Genomic DNA, 16,111 nt, shown 5'->3' on the forward strand with positions numbered 1-16,111 from the left:
AGGGCTTCAGAGAGTTCCATAAAAAAATCCGATAATAAAGATTATCGGATTTTCGCAGACTGAAAAGATCGGTCAACCGATCTGTTCAGTTTTTATAGCATTACCGCTTAACTGATCGGCATTACGCTATCTGCGCCTTTTTATGTTTATTTTTCCAAACTCGACTGACATTACAAGCATGCTAAATAGCCGGAACCCTAAATTGCTCACCGTTAATTTCTAACACGACATCTCGCGGCCTAATTTCAACAATTGTCAGTGTATTTTTAATCATATCGCCCTGCTGTAATTCCACTCCATCAACATTTAACCAACGATTACTTGGCACTGTCGAATACACATGAGCATTAATAGTAAACTCAGGCACTTGCAACTGTACACTGGCAGGTAAGTCACCGTATTTAGGGATTTGCTGATTACTCGGTCTAGGAATAGGGTCTAGCTTTTCTTCCGTCATTTGTTGGCTTGCCGATTGTTCAAATTCAACATCTTTCAATGCCGTTTCAAAGGCTGCAATCAAATTATTGTGCTCATCTATTGATGGCGCTTTAACTGAAGCAAAATCAACTTCTTTTGCAGCAGTATTCACTTGCAAGCGCAGTGCTTCCAGCTCAGCCAAACCACGACGATTAGCATTTGCACCTAGTACGATGGGTTCTTGTTGCTGTACTTGCTGACGATGACTAACTTGTGAATCATCAATGTGGTTAGCTTGCACAACGTTACCGTTAACTTGTTGAGAGCCAGTTTGCCGAGAACTTGGCTGAGCATCGTTTAATTGCTTGAATGGTTCAACCACAGCAGAAAGAGCTCCATTGGCCTGATAACCAGATACCACAGGTGTTGTTATTACTGAATGATTAAACGGTTTTGCAATGGGCAAAGCCACTTTACCCGCTAAGCGAATACCGTCATTATATTGCGCAATCGGCTCAACCTTTTCAACGGTCGAAACGTTGACAGGCGGGCTTACCCTAACAGCGACGGCGACAGGTACAGAGTGGCCCTCCCCCTTAACGAACGGCGTCAACGTAGGTTGAAATAACATACTCATCCCCCAAGCGGCAGTAATACCTAAGGCAATTGCAACCGCCAGCACACTATATTTATTCAGCTTGCGCGATGGAATAGATGATGAACTTTGCGGCGATGGTGTCGACATAATATCGGCAACATCACCTTGTTGCTGCTTTTTACGATTAACCGCATCTAATAGAATCGACATTAACTGCGCACCTCAGAGGCGGTTAATCTTGGCCCTTGCTGACTCAAATATAAATTAAGTTGCACCAAGGTTTGATTACCGGCAATACCATCGGGTTTTAGCCCGTGCTGACGTTGAAATTGCATTAATTGTTGCACTAATTCACTGTCAAACTGGGTGAGTAAGCGTGCGTGACGTTGGTTTATCATGGCTAAGCTATTTTCAAGCCACTGCACCTGTGCCAAACTTGAAGATTGACTGATCTCCCGCGGCAATACGCTGTCTGGTTGCCACAAAATTTCGAAAGTACCGCTAAAATGACGATCAAACCAATCTTTGTTCACCCAAAATTGTTGTTCGTTCAATTGCAATAAAATCTGCTCAGCTTGACGTTCAACAATTACCCCATAAAACACATTAGCTTGTGCGTCCTGCAAGTACACTACCGCGGGATAGTTCAGTCGCATAATACTGTACCAGTTACCTTGTTGTTGGTAACAGGCTAAATCTTGTTGTTGCGCGGCCTGACAAGCAGACAATCCCATAATGGGCTGTTTATTCCACAAACCAAATAAACCAGCAAACGCATTATCAATATTGCTGCTTTGCAACATAGCTTGGCGCAAGATTTGTTGCTGGGCATTAACGGCTGGGGCAGGTGTGTTAACTTGTGATTGTGGTGTCTGGGTCGTAACGGCTTGGTTTACCACACTCGGTTGAACCGTCAAGCTTTGCTCGTTTTGAGGTTGGCGCATTTGGCTATCGAGCGGCATCGCACTCACGTTAACATTGTCATCAATCATCGTGCGATTAAACAAATAAAATGATAAGCCAAATGCCAACACTAAGGCTGTTGCAGCGATAAATGGCCAACGTTTATCGCTAGACACATCAATATCACCCAACACTTCAACTGCTGCTTTATTAACCATTTTGTGATCAATCGGCACCTTAGCTTGACCATAACCAGCCATTAATGCTCGCTCACACAGTAAGTTGGTTAAACGTGGGATACCGCCTGAATGCTTATGCAATGCCGCAATTGCTTTACGTGTAAAAAGTGGCTCATGCCGACCAGCAACCTGCAAACGGTGCAGCACATACAAAGCAATTTCATCTTTATTTAGCGGTAACAAATGATAACGGGCGGTGATCCGTTGCGCTAACTGACGTAAGTCTTGACGCTTCAACAGTTGTTGTAATTCAGGCTGACCAATTAAAATCACCTGCAACAGTTTTTTAGTATTGGTTTCTAGGTTGGTCAATAAGCGCAACTGTTCTAACACTTCAGAACGAAGATGTTGGGCTTCATCAATAATCAGCACCGTATTACGACCGTTTTTATGATTATTCAATAAATACATACTGATCAAATCAGTCAGCTGTTTTAAGGTAGGACTATCGCCATATTTAATTTCCAACTCATCACACAACGTAGCTAAGAGCTCTAGCTCGGTCAATGATGGGTTAAGAATAAACGCAGTGTCGGTGTTATCGGGAATTTGTTGTAATAAACAACGTGAAACGGTGGTTTTACCCGTACCAACCTCACCCGTTAACAATACAAACCCACCGGTTTCTCCCAATCCATAAGTTAGATGAGCTAACGCTTCACGATGACGGTCACTTAAGAACATATAATGAGGGTTAGGCGCAATAGAAAATGGGTTATCGTTTAATCCATAGAAGGCTTTATACATTCGACCAACAATCCTTATTTGAAACTGACGGCTCACGTTAATGCTTGTATCACAGCTTGTCAAAAGTTAGCCGTAAAAATCTAACTCTGGTAATATTTAAGCCACTTATTATTACACGTTGTGATACGCCATGAAGATTTATTTAGTAGGCGGGGCCGTCCGCGATACCCTTTTAAAACAAACTGTCGTCGACAAAGATTACGTGGTTGTTGGTAGCAGCGTTGAAGAAATGAAGGCATTAGGTTATCAACAGGTCGGCAAAGACTTTCCGGTATTTTTACACCCCAAAACTCAGCAAGAATATGCACTAGCCAGAACAGAACGAAAAACAGGTAATGGCTACCAAGGTTTTAGCTGCAATGCCAGCAAAGAAGTCACACTTAAAGACGACTTATTACGCCGTGATTTAACCATTAACGCTATCGCACAAGACGAACACGGTACTCTTTATGATCCTTATAACGGAATTGCAGACATAAAAGCCAAAATACTTCGTCATGTCTCTGATGCGTTTATTGAAGATCCATTACGCGTACTTCGAGTTGCCCGTTTTGCGGCACGGTTTCATCACTTAGGCTTTACCATTGCCCCCGAAACCTTACAATTAATGACTAACATTGCCAATAATGGCGAACTCGATCACCTTACGCCTGAACGAGTATGGCAAGAGTGCGATAAAGCATTAAGCAGCCAAAGCCCGCACATTTTTTTCGAGGTATTAAAGCAATGCCAGGCATTAACAGTGTTATTTCCTGAAATTGACGCGTTGTTTGGTGTACCACAACCAGAGAAATGGCACCCAGAAGTTGATTCAGGCATTCATACACTTATGGTACTTGAGCAAACCAGCCTATTGAGTACCAATAAAGCCGTGCGTTTTGCCGCATTGGTACATGATTTAGGCAAAGCCATGACTGCGAAACAAGATTGGCCTAAACATCACGGTCATGGTCAAAAAGGCTTACCGCTGATCAAAGGCTTATGCAAGCGCTTACGAGTACCCAATGAATATCGTGATTTAGCACTCTTGGTCAGCGGCCAACACCAGAATATCCATAATGCATTTGAACTCAGAGCCGACACCATCATTAAAATATTCGATAAAGCCGATTTTTGGCGTAAGCCCACACGCCTAACCGATTTATTATTATGTTGTCATGGCGACATAAAAGGACGAACTGGATTTGAACAAGCTTTGTATCCACAAGCAGAATATTTACAACATTGTTATCAACTGGCAAGTGAAGTTGATGTGCAATCAATAATTGCTGCAGGCTACCAAGGAGCCGAGATAAAAAGCCAATTACAGCTAAAGCGCACTGAAATAATTAATGACTATAAATTACAAATGGTTAAAAACTAAAAATCGTGTTACAACAATAAGTGTCGTATTTATGATAAAAAGCGAAAAAATGCATTTTTTTGCCATCAATTAGCAATAAATCACTAAGATTTCTATAAAATCGGTAAATAATGATGCTTTTAGCCTAGTTGACTTGCAATTTTCATTTATTTCGCTATTTTAAGTAAATAATCTTATATTTGCCTATAGCAAATAAAAAAAACTGTGACATAATTACGCCGTTGCAAAGGCACATGCCGTTGCACTATTTAACAACCTATATATTAAGGGATTTACCCATGAACAAGAAAGTACTGATGATTGCTGGTGTTGCGATGACTGCTTTATTAGGTGGTTGTGCTAACACTACAGCTTTAGAAGAAAGCGTAGCAAACCTAGGTAACAAAGTTGATCAACTATCAGCAGAAGTTGGTTCTTTAAAGTCTGAGCAAAGCAAGCTATCTGCCGATGTTAAAGGCGCTAAAGCTGCTTCTATGGACGCACAAGCCGAAGCTAAACGTGCTAACGACCGTTTAGACAACATGGCTTCTTCTTACAAAAAGTAAGAATAGCTATTAAAAATTAGCTTATTTAATAGGTTGATTATTAGGGCTTGATTGTTGATACCACTACGATAAGTAGTACTTCAACATCAAGCCTTAATTATTTGTGTTAGTTTTAAAAATGGTATCAAGCGAAACACCTATAGCCTATCCACACCAGCTTTTTCACTATTTAACATTTAACCGCGAAGCTGCCTAGCTCTTAGGATCTCAGTGCCTTGTTGCCCTTATCGCTTGTCATCGCTTTCCATCAGCTTTTACATTTTTATAAGCGTTTCTTGAGGGTGATAATCTGCCAATCAAACTCTAAATCACTAATTGCAGTCGACTTAATTTGATGCTTTAACTGATCGTTCGCACGCCAACCAAATACCGACATATCAAGTAATGTTAATGCCTGCTCACCCGTAACTGATTGGCTAAATATCACTTGTTGCTGCTTATCAATTTCTATATCGTTGGGTAAGTTCAATTGCAACGTTTTTTCCACTAAGTCCGGATAAACTTGTTGTTTAATTTGCCACAAATGCCTAATACCAGGCTGCAACAATACAATTCGACCATCATCTTTTAATATCCGAATGCATTCTTTTCCCTTTAACGCTGAATCCAGCACAGTCACGATATCGACTGACTGCGAAGCAAAAGGCAATTTTTTTAATGCCAACAACAATAGATTGGCTGGCGTTTCAGATTTTGCGGCTGCAAATATAGCATTCTCAGCATCAGTAATTCCCCAGTGCTGACACGTTATATTGGCTTCAACTAATGCAGGAACAAGCTGGCGTAAATAATACCCATCGGCACATTGATAATCGATATGCTGCAATGGTGTATCACCATATGATGCACATAAGTCCAGCATTACAGCTCGAAGTTGTTCAATTAACGGGGCAAACAAACCCGATTCTAATAAAAAATGCCGCCCGCGCATTTGTTGGCGAGACTCAACTTGCGCCTTACCTTTGCCCTTTGTTTTACTCAGCAGTGGCCAGTAACCATTAGCGTGTTTATCAAAATGATGTTTGTTGTCGCAATAAAATCCCGATGAAGCCTGATGTTGATTGAGTGGAGCAGAACACACTGGACATAGTAAAGATAAAGTCATAATTACACTGATAGTTAATTAAAAGATGGTAAACAAAAACGGGTAGAAATACCTCTTATGGTAAGCCTACCCGCTATGCAAATAAAAGTCGTTTAACTGCTAATCTTAAAGATAGAGCAATCCTAGCAAAATCGCACCAAGTGCAAAGCGATATAACACAAACGGAGTCATGCCGATTTTACTAATAAACTTTAAGAAGTAGTGAATACATAAATAGGCGGCAATAAACGACACCACAATACCCAAACCAAGTGCCTGATAATCAATTGGCGCAGGGCTTTGAAGTAAATCTTTTGTTACTAATAACGCCGCACCAAAGCTCACAGGTACCGACATTAAAAACGAAAATCTGGCGGCGGCTTCTCGTGTTAAGCCTAACATTAACGCTGCGGTCATTGTTGCACCAGAACGAGAGGTCCCAGGGATCAATGCCATAGCTTGCGCTAAACCAATGAGTAAGGCTTTTTTCCAGCCCATTTGAAACTCACTTAATTGTGCTTTTGACATTCTATCAGCCAATAACAATAACAAACCGAATACGATTGTGGTTGTTGCAATAACCAAAGTATTTCTAAAATGGGTTTCAATAAAATCTTTGGCGGTAAAACCGACAATAACCGCAGGAATAGTGGCTAAAATAATCCACCATGCCAATTTACTTTCTTGCGTTTGCTGTTTACTGGCAATGCTGCTGAACCACGCTTTAGCTAATGCAACTATCTCATGACGAAAATAAATAATAACCGCAAATAAAGATCCGGTATTTACTGCAACATCAAACGATAACCCTTGATCTGCCCAGCCTAAAATCTGTGAAGGTAATATCAAATGAGCAGAACTTGAAATAGGTAAAAATTCAGTTAAACCTTGAATAAGTGCCAACAGAATAACTTGAAACGTTTCCATATTTTTCCTTGTTAGATATAGCAGTTAGGGTAGCGGTTAGAGGTCTATCAATACGATTCTTCTGATAGTAATTCTTCGGGGAACGTGAATGCAACAGGCCACAATTGCTGACACTGCTTATCATAATTTTGCCAAAGGGTTTCATAAGTTTGTAACGTCACCGGATGACATAAACTAGGCACTAATTCAGCCAAAGGCCATAATACAAACGCATTATACAGAATTTCGCCTCGGGGTAACTTTACGGGGAGATCGCAAATCACATCGTCATAAAGTAACAAGTCAATATCAAGGCTTCTTGGGCTAAATTTTTTCTCACCACGAATACGGCCATTGTCTTGTTCGATTTGTTTAAACCTTGCCACAACCTGCGCAATCGACAAATCAGTATCTGCTGCCACCACCATATTTAAAAAATTAGTGCCTTTAAACCCTACTGATTCACTCTCAAACACACGGGATAATTGCAATGGACCAAAATGTTGCTGTAAATCCACCAAACCAGCTTTAAGGTGGTGCTCAGGTGAAATATTTGTCCCTAAGCTAATATAAATGCGTGCCATTGACTGACCTAATACTCAACAATAAAAAGAAAATAAAACTTAAATAACCAGCTCTCTTATCGCGAGTTCAGGTTAAATACTACCGCGCTCAATCTCTACACCAACAGAGGCAGCATGAGGAATCGCCCCAGGTTTCATCACCACCACTTTAACCCACGGCACATTAAATTCATCTTGTAGGCAATGGGCGATCATTTCAGCAACCGTTTCAATCAACTCTATTGGATTTTCAGTAATTAACGCCGTTATACGATTTGATACCGTTTCATAGCATAAGGCATGTTCATAGGTATCGCTTGCCGCAGCGAGACGATTGTCCCACGCCATATCTAAATCGATAAGCAATGTTTGATGGAGTTTTTTTTCCCACTCATAGATACCAATAACGGTCTCTACGGCCAACTGGCGTATGAGTACTTTATCCATATAAATTCCTACCTTAAGTGACGTTAAAAGACTTAATATCATGTTAATCAAACTTTATTGCCGATTATATGCTTTTAAATCACATTTAACCTTTTTCCTAATGAATTAAAGCAGTAGGATAAGCGCTGTTGTTCAATTAACACTAACGAAAATCGTTAATGTTAGTGCGAAGGCTGCTTCAGCGGACACTAAAAAACGACTTGTCCCACGAATCAATGCGCGATAATACCCTAAGAAGAGTAAGGAAACCAATTTGACCGCCGTTACTGTCACAATATTGATGATCATTGCCGCCTACTTAGCAGGTTCGATCTCAAGTGCCATATTGGTATGTAAAATAAGAGGTTTACCCGACCCACGCACCAACGGTTCCGGTAATCCTGGCGCCACTAATGTACTGCGTATTGGCGGCGTAAGTTCTGCTGCTATGGTGCTTTTTTTCGATATGCTTAAAGGCGCCCTACCTTCTTATTTGGGCTACAAAATTGGCCTTGATGCTGCCTCATTAGGTTTTATTGCAGTCTGTGCCTGTTTAGGGCATATATTCCCTATATTCTTTGGTTTTAAAGGGGGAAAAGGTGTTGCAACAGCCTTTGGCGCCATGGCTCCCATTGGTGGAGATTTAGCCTTATGCCTAATCTTTACATGGATTGTGTTTGTGCTACTCACACGCTATTCATCTGTCGCCGCAATGGCAACGGCCACTTTAGCGCCTTTTTACACTTGGTGGCTTGACGAACGTTTTATACTTCCAGTTGCCATGTTATCAACGCTTATTTTAATTCGGCACAAAGACAACATTGGTCGTTTACGCATTGGTAAAGAAAGTAAAGTGTCGCGTAAAAAGAGCATAAAAAAACCTAACACTGAATAGTATTAGGTTTAATATTACCGTTAAGCATTAGCTCGCCAATTTAATCAACTGGAGGCAATGTATCTAAAGGCCATCTAGGTCGACCTTTAACAGCCAAATCTTCGGTAAACCCTGCACGTAAACGCTGTAAACCGGCATAGGCAATCATGGCACCATTGTCGGTACAAAACTCACCTCGAGGATAATAAACTTGCCCGCCTAACTTAGTCATCATCTCAGCCAATGACCCACGTAACCGAGTATTAGCACTTACACCTCCAGCAATCACCAAGCGTTTATAACCCGTCTGCTTTAAGGCTCGCTTACATTTTATTGCCAAGGTATCAACAACGGCTTCTTCAAATGCTCGCGCAATATTGGCACGAGTCTGTTCATCATCTGGTTCAGCAGCAATAGTATTGGCCGTAAATGTTTTTAATCCTGAAAAACTAAAATCTAATCCAGGCCTATCCGTCATTGGGCGCGGAAACTTATAGCCTACAGGTAAGCCTTTTTGCGCAAGTTTAGCTAAACGTGGCCCACCAGGATAATCTAACCCCATCAGTTTGGCCGTTTTATCAAATGCTTCACCAGCGGCATCATCAACAGACTCACCTAATACTTGATAACGACCAATACCTTCAACTTGCACTAACATTGAATGACCACCAGACACCAACAAAGCCAAAAAAGGAAATTCTGGTGCGTCATCCTCTAACATCGGGGCCAATAAATGCCCTTCCATATGATGAACACCAATAGCAGGTTTTCCCCAGGCATAAGCTAAAGAGCGTCCAACACAAGCCCCTACAAGCAAAGCCCCAATTAACCCAGGACCTTTGGTATAAGCCACACCATCGATATCATCTAGGGTTGAATTAGCTTCTGATAAAGCCTGTTTAATTAAAGGTACAATTTTACGAACATGATCACGAGAAGCAAGTTCAGGCACCACACCACCGTAATCGGCGTGTAATTTAACTTGGCTGTATAACACATGTGACAATAAACCAAGTTTATCGTCATATACTGCAACACCAGTTTCGTCACAGGAGGTTTCAATACCAATAACCCGCATAATCTCTCGTCTTCATTAAAAATAAGGCCGCTAATTCTACCCGTCTCAATCTAAATACTCCAATAATTCAGTATTAAAGGTTACAGAGTTTAAAAAAAAGAAACAGTTGCCCCAAACCCAAAGAGAAAATCAACCAAGGGGTTTACAAATGGTTATCCATCGGTGTAAAATTCCGCACCATTTTAAATAGCCTTTGGTTTGAGTTAAGTCGCTAAAAATGTTTAGTCGATTTACTCCTCCAACAAAACTACACCTAAGGGGTGATGGCGTATGCCAATTATTAAAGTACGTGAAAACGAACCATTCGACGTAGCTCTTCGTCGTTTCAAGCGCTCTTGTGAAAAAGCTGGTATTTTAGCTGACGTGCGTGCTCGTGAATTCTACGAGAAGCCAACTACTGCTCGTAAGCGTGCAAAAGCTGCTGCAGTTAAGCGTCTAGCTAAGAAGCTTTCTCGCGAAAACGCACGTCGCGTACGTTTATATTAATCTCATTATGAACTTAACCGATCAGCTTAAAGAGCAAATGAAAGAAGCCATGCGCGCTAAAGAAAAAGTGCGCTTAGGAACAATTCGTATGGCACTTGCTGCCATCAAACAGATTGAAGTGGACACCCGCGAAACTCTGACTGATGACCAGACCATAGCTGTATTAACCAAAATGGTTAAACAACGCCGTGATTCAATTGCTCAATATGAAGCAGCTAATCGTCCGGAGTTGGCTGCAGCCGAAGCAGAAGAAGTTCGAGTTATCGAACACTTTTTGCCAACGCCGCTAACTGAAGATGAAATTGCAGCGATTATCGATGCAACCATTATTGACGTTGGTGCAGCATCCATGGCGGATATGGGTAAAGTAATGGGAGCATTAAAACCTAAAGTTCAAGGTCGTGCAGATATGAGTGCCATAGGTACAATGATCCGCACAAAATTGAAGTAATCAATTTTTAATGTTGAATAAGCCGTGCACCTGCACGGCTTGTTTGTTTACATCAATTGATAAAGTAAATTCGAGAGCAACAGCAATCAATGGCCATACCTCGTGATTTTATCAATGAGCTAATAGCTCGAATAGACATAGTCGATCTGATTGATCGTAAAGTGCCGTTGAAAAAAGCGGGTAAAAATCACTCGGCTTGTTGTCCTTTTCATAGTGAAAAATCACCCTCTTTTACCGTCAGCAGAGACAAACAGTTTTACCACTGCTTTGGCTGCGGTGCCCATGGCAATGCTATTGATTTTGTCATGGAATATGATCGTCTAGAATTTGTTGATGCCATTGAAGAGCTTGCAGGTCAACTTGGTCTTACCGTACCACGAGAACAAGGTACAGGAAAAAGACCCGATCAAGGATTAAGTCGAGACTTATACGAACTGATGGAAGAAGCCAACCTCTTCTATCAAAGCCAACTTAGGCAGCATACAGACAAACAAAAAGTCATCGATTATCTTGAGTTTCGCGGATTATCGAATGAAATCGTTGAGCAGTTCGGCATTGGATTTGCACCCGATGGTTGGGATGGTCTACTGGGTCGTTACAGGCAAAATGTGCCCGCCCAAGATAAATTATTAACAGCAGGTATGCTAATTGCCAATGATAGCGGTAAACGCTATGACCGATTTCGTGACAGATTAATGTTCCCAATACGCGATCGTCGTGGTCGTGTTGTTGGATTTGGCGGCAGAGTTTTGGGTGATGGCACCCCAAAGTACTTGAATTCTCCAGAAACGCCCATATTTCATAAGGGTAATGAACTTTATGGTTTATATGAGCTAAAACAGAAACACCGTGACCCGCAGCATGTATTAATTGTTGAAGGGTATATGGATGTCGTCGCACTCGCCCAATTTGGGGTTGATTATGCCGTCGCATCTTTAGGTACATCGACTACAGCGGAACAGTTTCAGCTTTTAGTACGTAGTGCAAAACAAGTTATTTGTTGCTATGACGGCGACAGAGCAGGCCGCGAAGCAGCGTGGCGAGCACTCGAGACAGCATTACCCCTGCTAAAACCAGGTGACCAAGTTAAATTTATGTTTCTGCCGCAAGGTGAAGATCCAGATACTATGGTCAGAAAAATTGGCAAAGAGGCTTTTGAAGCCTTAATGCAAAAAGCCATGTTACTGCCAGAGTTTTTGTTTGACACATTAAGTGCAAACCACGGTACCGATAAAGGGGCATTAGCCAAGCAAGCCATTGCGCTAATTGAAAAGGTACAAGATACCGTCCTACAAAATTTATTGCTGGAAAACTTAGCACATAAATTAGGTATGAACAGTAGCGAAGATTTAAAGAAAAAATTAGGTTTTTCTGTAAAACAGACAAAACCACTCAATATTAAAGGCCTACAAGGCCGCGGCACGCCATTAAGATTGGCCATTGCCCTGCTGGTGCAAAACCCGAGTTTAGGCTTTGGTTTGGCCATACAACCAGCACTGAATCGATTACAAATGACCGGCATAGAATTGCTCAAGCATTTGTTAGATATAACTCGAGAGCAAACGTTAAACAGCGCACAACTACTTGAATTGCATAGAGAGCATGACCAAAAAAGCACTCTAATTAAGCTAGCCCAATGGGATCATCAAGTGGCGGATGAAAACGTATTGCCAGAGTTTAAGCAAACCCTGATTTGGTTGAATAATCAATATATTGAACAGCGATATCAGGAATTAAGTCTAAAACAGACTTTGACGAAAGTTGAAAAAATACAGTTAACAAAGCTGATTTCTATTATGAAAGGCATCGCAAAATAATACGCAATTTATTCGTGAAGAATCTGCGTACAAACACTGCCATGGACTAGCTAAGATTAGTCCACACAGCTATAATTGACGATTTGCGCGCCACTTAGCACAGCTAATTGGCCTATCGTTTTATCAGTTACCCAAAATTGGATGATATCTATGGATCACACTCCGCAGTCGCAACTTAAACTGTTGCTCGCTAAAGGTAAAGAGCAAGGTTACTTAACCTATGCAGAAGTGAACGACCACTTACCTGCAGACATGGTCGATTCCGATCAGATTGAAGATATTATCCAGATGATAAATGACATGGGTATCCGCGTTTTTGAAGAAGCGCCAGATGCCGATGACATGATGATGTCGGAAGACAACACAGACGAAGATGCTGCAGAAGAAGCAGCGGCAGCTCTCGCAACCGTAGAAAGTGAGTTAGGCCGAACCACAGATCCAGTCCGTATGTATATGCGTGAAATGGGCACGGTAGAGCTACTTACTCGCGAAGGCGAAATTGTTATTGCTAAACGTATCGAAGAAGGTATTAACACTGTACAGAGCTCTGTCAGTGAATACCCACAAGCGATCGCAATGATCTTAGAGCAATTCGACCAGTATGAAGCTGACGAATTACGCTTGTCTGATATTATCTCTGGATTTATCAATCCTGACGACGATGACGTCGCACCTACCGCCACCAATGTTGGTTCAGAATTAGCTGACACTGATGACGATGATGACGATGACGACGATGATGACGATGAAGAAGAGGAAGAAGGCAACAAAGGACCCGATCCTGAAGAAGCCAAAGAAAAATTCACTCAACTTAGAGAAGCCTATGAAAAAAGCTTAGGCATTATCGCAGTAAAAGGTCGTGACCACCCAGAAGCAATTGGCTCGTTATTTGTTATCGGTGAATTATTCAAAGAATTCCGCTTAATTCCTAAACAGTTTGACCGTTTAGTGAAAAGCATGCGCAACATGATGGACCGCGTACGAATTCAAGAACGTTTAGTCATCAAGCTTTGTGTAGAACAAGCTAAAATGCCAAAGAAAAACTTTATTAAAGCGTTTACTGGCAACGAAACAAATTTAGATTGGTTCAACAAAGAAAAAGAAAGCAGTAAGCCTTACGCTGAAGGTTTACGCATGATAGAAGACGATGTTGCACGTTGTGTAACAAAACTGGCTTCTATTGAAGAAGAAACAGACTTAACCATCGCAGGCATTAAAGACATTAACCGTCGTATGTCTATCGGTGAAGCAAAAGCGCGCCGTGCTAAAAAAGAAATGGTTGAAGCCAACTTACGTTTGGTTATTTCTATTGCCAAAAAATACACCAACCGTGGTTTACAATTCTTGGATTTAATCCAAGAAGGTAACATTGGTTTGATGAAGGCAGTAGATAAGTTTGAATACCGCCGTGGTTATAAGTTCTCAACTTATGCAACATGGTGGATCCGTCAGGCTATTACGCGTTCAATCGCCGACCAAGCACGTACGATCCGTATTCCAGTACACATGATCGAAACCATCAACAAGCTAAACCGTATTTCACGCCAAATGCTTCAAGAAATGGGCCGAGAGCCGTCTCCTGAAGAATTAGCAGAACGTATGATGATGCCTGAAGATAAAATTCGTAAGGTACTGAAAATCGCTAAAGAGCCAATCTCAATGGAAACCCCTATCGGTGACGATGAAGATTCGCATTTAGGTGATTTTATCGAGGATACCACCCTCGAGCTACCATTAGACTCAGCAACAAGTGAAAGTCTAAAGAACGCCACACACGAAGTGCTAGCAGGCCTAACAGCTCGTGAAGCCAAAGTGCTGCGTATGCGTTTTGGTATTGATATGAATACTGACCACACGTTAGAAGAAGTGGGTAAACAATTTGACGTAACACGTGAACGTATTCGTCAAATTGAAGCCAAAGCGTTGCGTAAATTACGCCACCCTTCTCGCTCAGAAATCTTAAAGTCATTCTTAGACGAATAAGATTACTGACATATCTCAAAAAAAACCTGCTGCGGCAGGTTTTTTTATGTCCAAATATCACAGAATTGCTTAACAGATAACCAGTTGAAACAAGATAAGTAAATAGTACTCAAAACACGGGTGACAAGCGCCAACAAACTTCGTATACTTTCACCGCTTTCGATAGTGACGACTATCTTAAGTCGGCCCCTTAGCTCAGTTGGTTAGAGCATACGACTCATAATCGTCAGGTCCACAGTTCAAGTCTGTGAGGGGCCACCAATTCAGATAAGCCGTAGCAGGTTAGTACTTGCTACGGCTTTTTCGTTTCTGGAGTTCTGTGTAGCAAATATGTAGCATGATAACCCCCCTTATTAGGTGGCAAAATTAACCATACCACTACAACAAAGGCTCGACCGCCATGCGACAGACTCAGCGCTCTAGGATTTAGACGTTCGAAGTATAGTCATTTAGCTTGGGACATAAATGCGTGGACCTTGCCAACTATTTCCGGTTCCTTCTAATCTTTTACCCATAAATAGTTGTCTTACCCTATTGTCATCTTTTATTGGGAACTCATAGCGACCTGAATTATCGTGATAAATAGCCTCGCCAGCGGCAATACACCATGCCCCAATAACCATAGGCTTACCATTTAGTTTTGAAGACCAAGCAACAAGAAATGCTTTATTACCAAGAAGTTTTGGTAAAGAAGTGTTCGAAAATTTATTCAAATCCCAATACATGCGAGCCATCTCACCTACTTGACTTTGATGATATTTAGGGTGGTATGTTTTAGATAATCCAACCATCAAAATAGGTGTACTCTCTTTGTTAGAAATATTAAATAAAGAGCTTTTATCCAAGACTCCGCAAATATCAGCTCTACTAATGACGGCATCTAAAGATAAGCTTGGTGACTTAGCGGAGTCCTCACGCTTTTGCAAAAGAAAGCAGGAATATCTTCTAATCTCTCACTTCCATTAGTTTTTTTCCATACAGATTGAATACCAAAAGCATCTTGCAGAACTCTTTCTGCTACCGAATATATCTCATCCTTTGATTCATCTAAGTTATAGGCTAAAAGCTTGATCTGAGGTGCATTACCCGCTTCGAGGATATCTCGAATCTTTTTTTCATGGTCCTTTTCAGGGTAAGACAACGCCTTTTTCCAATGGTCTAGGACTCTACTATTCGTACCTTTCCCAATATAAAAAGGTACATGGCTCCCTTCCTCATAATAGCCGTATACATATTGACCACATTTTTTTAAAGCCTGAGATAGTTTATTCGAGTATATGTCGCTTGGTTTGTACATAAATATTCCTGTAGTCAAACTATGATGGCGTAATAGAAACAGTGTTAAACACATATTAACTTCATGATATCAATGTCATGGAGTTAATCATGCTAAAAATCACAAACTGGAAAGATCGAATAACACTCACCCCAATTCATAATATGAATGATAATCTTCCACAATTTAGCTGACACTTAGCCTGTCTGAGAATTTGTCCTTTCATATTAATACCAATCCCATTAAATATCTGGTCAGTTCAGAGTCTCTCAGGTTTTTCAATTCAAGGCACATTGATGTAGAAATGGTTGTTGCCTTTTAAATCGATGTAACACAGAAGTGGAATACCTGAGAG

At 41.2% G+C, this 16,111-nt stretch carries 16 protein-coding genes and 1 tRNA gene; 8 read left to right on the forward strand and 9 right to left on the reverse strand.

The window, feature by feature from the left end:
• Positions 1-181: 181 nt before the first annotated feature.
• Complete coding sequence (locus tag ACWXWT_RS16080; protein ID WP_456042592.1) at positions 182-1,225, reverse strand: general secretion pathway protein GspB; 1,044 nt, start codon at positions 1,223-1,225, stop codon at positions 182-184.
• Positions 1,225-2,904: an AAA family ATPase gene (locus ACWXWT_RS16085; protein WP_456042593.1), complete on the reverse strand. Its 1,680-nt coding sequence runs from the start codon at positions 2,902-2,904 to the stop codon at positions 1,225-1,227. Before ACWXWT_RS16085 ends, ACWXWT_RS16080 begins: the two co-directional genes overlap by 1 nt.
• A gap of 130 nt (positions 2,905-3,034) precedes the next feature.
• Between ACWXWT_RS16085 and ACWXWT_RS16090 the strand changes: the two genes are divergently transcribed.
• The gene (locus ACWXWT_RS16090; RefSeq protein WP_456042594.1) at positions 3,035-4,267 is read left to right on the forward strand and encodes a multifunctional CCA addition/repair protein; all 1,233 of its coding nucleotides are present in this window, start codon (positions 3,035-3,037) and stop codon (positions 4,265-4,267) included.
• A gap of 278 nt (positions 4,268-4,545) precedes the next feature.
• Positions 4,546-4,812 (forward strand): Lpp/OprI family alanine-zipper lipoprotein, encoded by a 267-nt coding sequence (locus tag ACWXWT_RS16095; RefSeq protein ID WP_124017059.1) that lies wholly within the window; start codon positions 4,546-4,548, stop codon positions 4,810-4,812.
• A gap of 262 nt (positions 4,813-5,074) precedes the next feature.
• Here ACWXWT_RS16095 and ACWXWT_RS16100 read toward each other — a convergent pair whose 3' ends face one another.
• From ACWXWT_RS16100 to folB, 4 genes are all read right to left on the reverse strand, one after another.
• A complete protein-coding gene (locus tag ACWXWT_RS16100) occupies positions 5,075-5,917 on the reverse strand; it encodes a putative RNA methyltransferase (RefSeq protein ID WP_456042595.1) in 843 nt (280 codons plus the stop codon).
• 105 nt (positions 5,918-6,022) lie between these two features.
• Entirely contained in the window at positions 6,023-6,823 is an 801-nt protein-coding gene (locus tag ACWXWT_RS16105; protein WP_456042596.1) for an undecaprenyl-diphosphate phosphatase, read from the reverse strand.
• A gap of 47 nt (positions 6,824-6,870) precedes the next feature.
• Entirely contained in the window at positions 6,871-7,386 is a 516-nt protein-coding gene (gene folK / locus ACWXWT_RS16110; protein ID WP_456042597.1) for a 2-amino-4-hydroxy-6-hydroxymethyldihydropteridine diphosphokinase, read from the reverse strand.
• Positions 7,387-7,458: 72 nt separating this feature from the next.
• Positions 7,459-7,812: a dihydroneopterin aldolase gene (folB, locus tag ACWXWT_RS16115; protein ID WP_456042598.1), complete on the reverse strand. Its 354-nt coding sequence runs from the start codon at positions 7,810-7,812 to the stop codon at positions 7,459-7,461.
• 280 nt (positions 7,813-8,092) lie between these two features.
• On the opposite strand from folB, the gene plsY reads away from it, so the two are divergent.
• The gene (gene plsY, locus ACWXWT_RS16120; RefSeq protein ID WP_456042605.1) at positions 8,093-8,686 is read left to right on the forward strand and encodes a glycerol-3-phosphate 1-O-acyltransferase PlsY; all 594 of its coding nucleotides are present in this window, start codon (positions 8,093-8,095) and stop codon (positions 8,684-8,686) included.
• 40 nt (positions 8,687-8,726) lie between these two features.
• Here plsY and tsaD read toward each other — a convergent pair whose 3' ends face one another.
• Positions 8,727-9,743 (reverse strand): tRNA (adenosine(37)-N6)-threonylcarbamoyltransferase complex transferase subunit TsaD, encoded by a 1,017-nt coding sequence (gene tsaD / locus ACWXWT_RS16125; RefSeq protein ID WP_456042599.1) that lies wholly within the window; start codon positions 9,741-9,743, stop codon positions 8,727-8,729.
• 270 nt (positions 9,744-10,013) lie between these two features.
• On the opposite strand from tsaD, the gene rpsU reads away from it, so the two are divergent.
• From rpsU to ACWXWT_RS16150, 5 genes are all read left to right on the forward strand, one after another.
• Positions 10,014-10,229 (forward strand): 30S ribosomal protein S21, encoded by a 216-nt coding sequence (gene rpsU, locus ACWXWT_RS16130; protein ID WP_006080725.1) that lies wholly within the window; start codon positions 10,014-10,016, stop codon positions 10,227-10,229.
• 7 nt (positions 10,230-10,236) lie between these two features.
• Positions 10,237-10,680 (forward strand): GatB/YqeY domain-containing protein, encoded by a 444-nt coding sequence (locus ACWXWT_RS16135; protein ID WP_456042600.1) that lies wholly within the window; start codon positions 10,237-10,239, stop codon positions 10,678-10,680.
• A gap of 89 nt (positions 10,681-10,769) precedes the next feature.
• Positions 10,770-12,497 carry a DNA primase gene (dnaG, locus tag ACWXWT_RS16140; protein ID WP_456042601.1) on the forward strand — a complete coding sequence of 576 codons (1,728 nt, stop codon included), beginning with the start codon at positions 10,770-10,772 and terminating at the stop codon, positions 12,495-12,497.
• Between the two features lie 150 nt (positions 12,498-12,647).
• Positions 12,648-14,480, forward strand: coding sequence for an RNA polymerase sigma factor RpoD (gene rpoD / locus ACWXWT_RS16145; protein ID WP_456042602.1), 1,833 nt, complete (start codon positions 12,648-12,650; stop codon positions 14,478-14,480).
• A 184-nt stretch (positions 14,481-14,664) separates the two neighbouring features.
• Positions 14,665-14,741: transfer RNA gene (locus ACWXWT_RS16150), tRNA-Ile, on the forward strand.
• Between the two features lie 188 nt (positions 14,742-14,929).
• Here ACWXWT_RS16150 and ACWXWT_RS16155 read toward each other — a convergent pair.
• Both ACWXWT_RS16155 and ACWXWT_RS16160 read right to left on the reverse strand, forming a co-directional pair.
• Positions 14,930-15,325 (reverse strand): hypothetical protein, encoded by a 396-nt coding sequence (locus ACWXWT_RS16155; protein WP_456042603.1) that lies wholly within the window; start codon positions 15,323-15,325, stop codon positions 14,930-14,932.
• A 35-nt stretch (positions 15,326-15,360) separates the two neighbouring features.
• Entirely contained in the window at positions 15,361-15,777 is a 417-nt protein-coding gene (locus ACWXWT_RS16160; protein WP_456042604.1) for an LEM-3-like GIY-YIG domain-containing protein, read from the reverse strand.
• Positions 15,778-16,111: the final 334 nt, after the last annotated feature.

Source organism: Shewanella sp. A22 (genome assembly GCF_053850585.1).

What these genes read in the sequence shown, in the direction of transcription:
- ACWXWT_RS16095 (WP_124017059.1), top strand. Translation starts at nt 4,546, where the DNA reads ATGAACAAGAAAGTACTGATGATTGCTGGTGTTGCGATGACTGCTTTA.
- ACWXWT_RS16135 (WP_456042600.1), top strand. Translation starts at nt 10,237, where the DNA reads ATGAACTTAACCGATCAGCTTAAAGAGCAAATGAAAGAAGCCATGCGC.
- ACWXWT_RS16100 (WP_456042595.1), bottom strand. Translation starts at nt 5,917, where the DNA reads ATGACTTTATCTTTACTATGTCCAGTGTGTTCTGCTCCACTCAATCAA.
- folB (WP_456042598.1), bottom strand. Translation starts at nt 7,812, where the DNA reads ATGGATAAAGTACTCATACGCCAGTTGGCCGTAGAGACCGTTATTGGT.
- ACWXWT_RS16160 (WP_456042604.1), bottom strand. Translation starts at nt 15,777, where the DNA reads ATGTACAAACCAAGCGACATATACTCGAATAAACTATCTCAGGCTTTA.
- folK (WP_456042597.1), bottom strand. Translation starts at nt 7,386, where the DNA reads ATGGCACGCATTTATATTAGCTTAGGGACAAATATTTCACCTGAGCAC.
- tsaD (WP_456042599.1), bottom strand. Translation starts at nt 9,743, where the DNA reads ATGCGGGTTATTGGTATTGAAACCTCCTGTGACGAAACTGGTGTTGCA.
- ACWXWT_RS16085 (WP_456042593.1), bottom strand. Translation starts at nt 2,904, where the DNA reads ATGTATAAAGCCTTCTATGGATTAAACGATAACCCATTTTCTATTGCG.
- rpsU (WP_006080725.1), top strand. Translation starts at nt 10,014, where the DNA reads ATGCCAATTATTAAAGTACGTGAAAACGAACCATTCGACGTAGCTCTT.
- dnaG (WP_456042601.1), top strand. Translation starts at nt 10,770, where the DNA reads ATGGCCATACCTCGTGATTTTATCAATGAGCTAATAGCTCGAATAGAC.
- ACWXWT_RS16080 (WP_456042592.1), bottom strand. Translation starts at nt 1,225, where the DNA reads ATGTCGATTCTATTAGATGCGGTTAATCGTAAAAAGCAGCAACAAGGT.
- plsY (WP_456042605.1), top strand. Translation starts at nt 8,093, where the DNA reads ATGATCATTGCCGCCTACTTAGCAGGTTCGATCTCAAGTGCCATATTG.
- ACWXWT_RS16090 (WP_456042594.1), top strand. Translation starts at nt 3,035, where the DNA reads ATGAAGATTTATTTAGTAGGCGGGGCCGTCCGCGATACCCTTTTAAAA.
- ACWXWT_RS16105 (WP_456042596.1), bottom strand. Translation starts at nt 6,823, where the DNA reads ATGGAAACGTTTCAAGTTATTCTGTTGGCACTTATTCAAGGTTTAACT.
- rpoD (WP_456042602.1), top strand. Translation starts at nt 12,648, where the DNA reads ATGGATCACACTCCGCAGTCGCAACTTAAACTGTTGCTCGCTAAAGGT.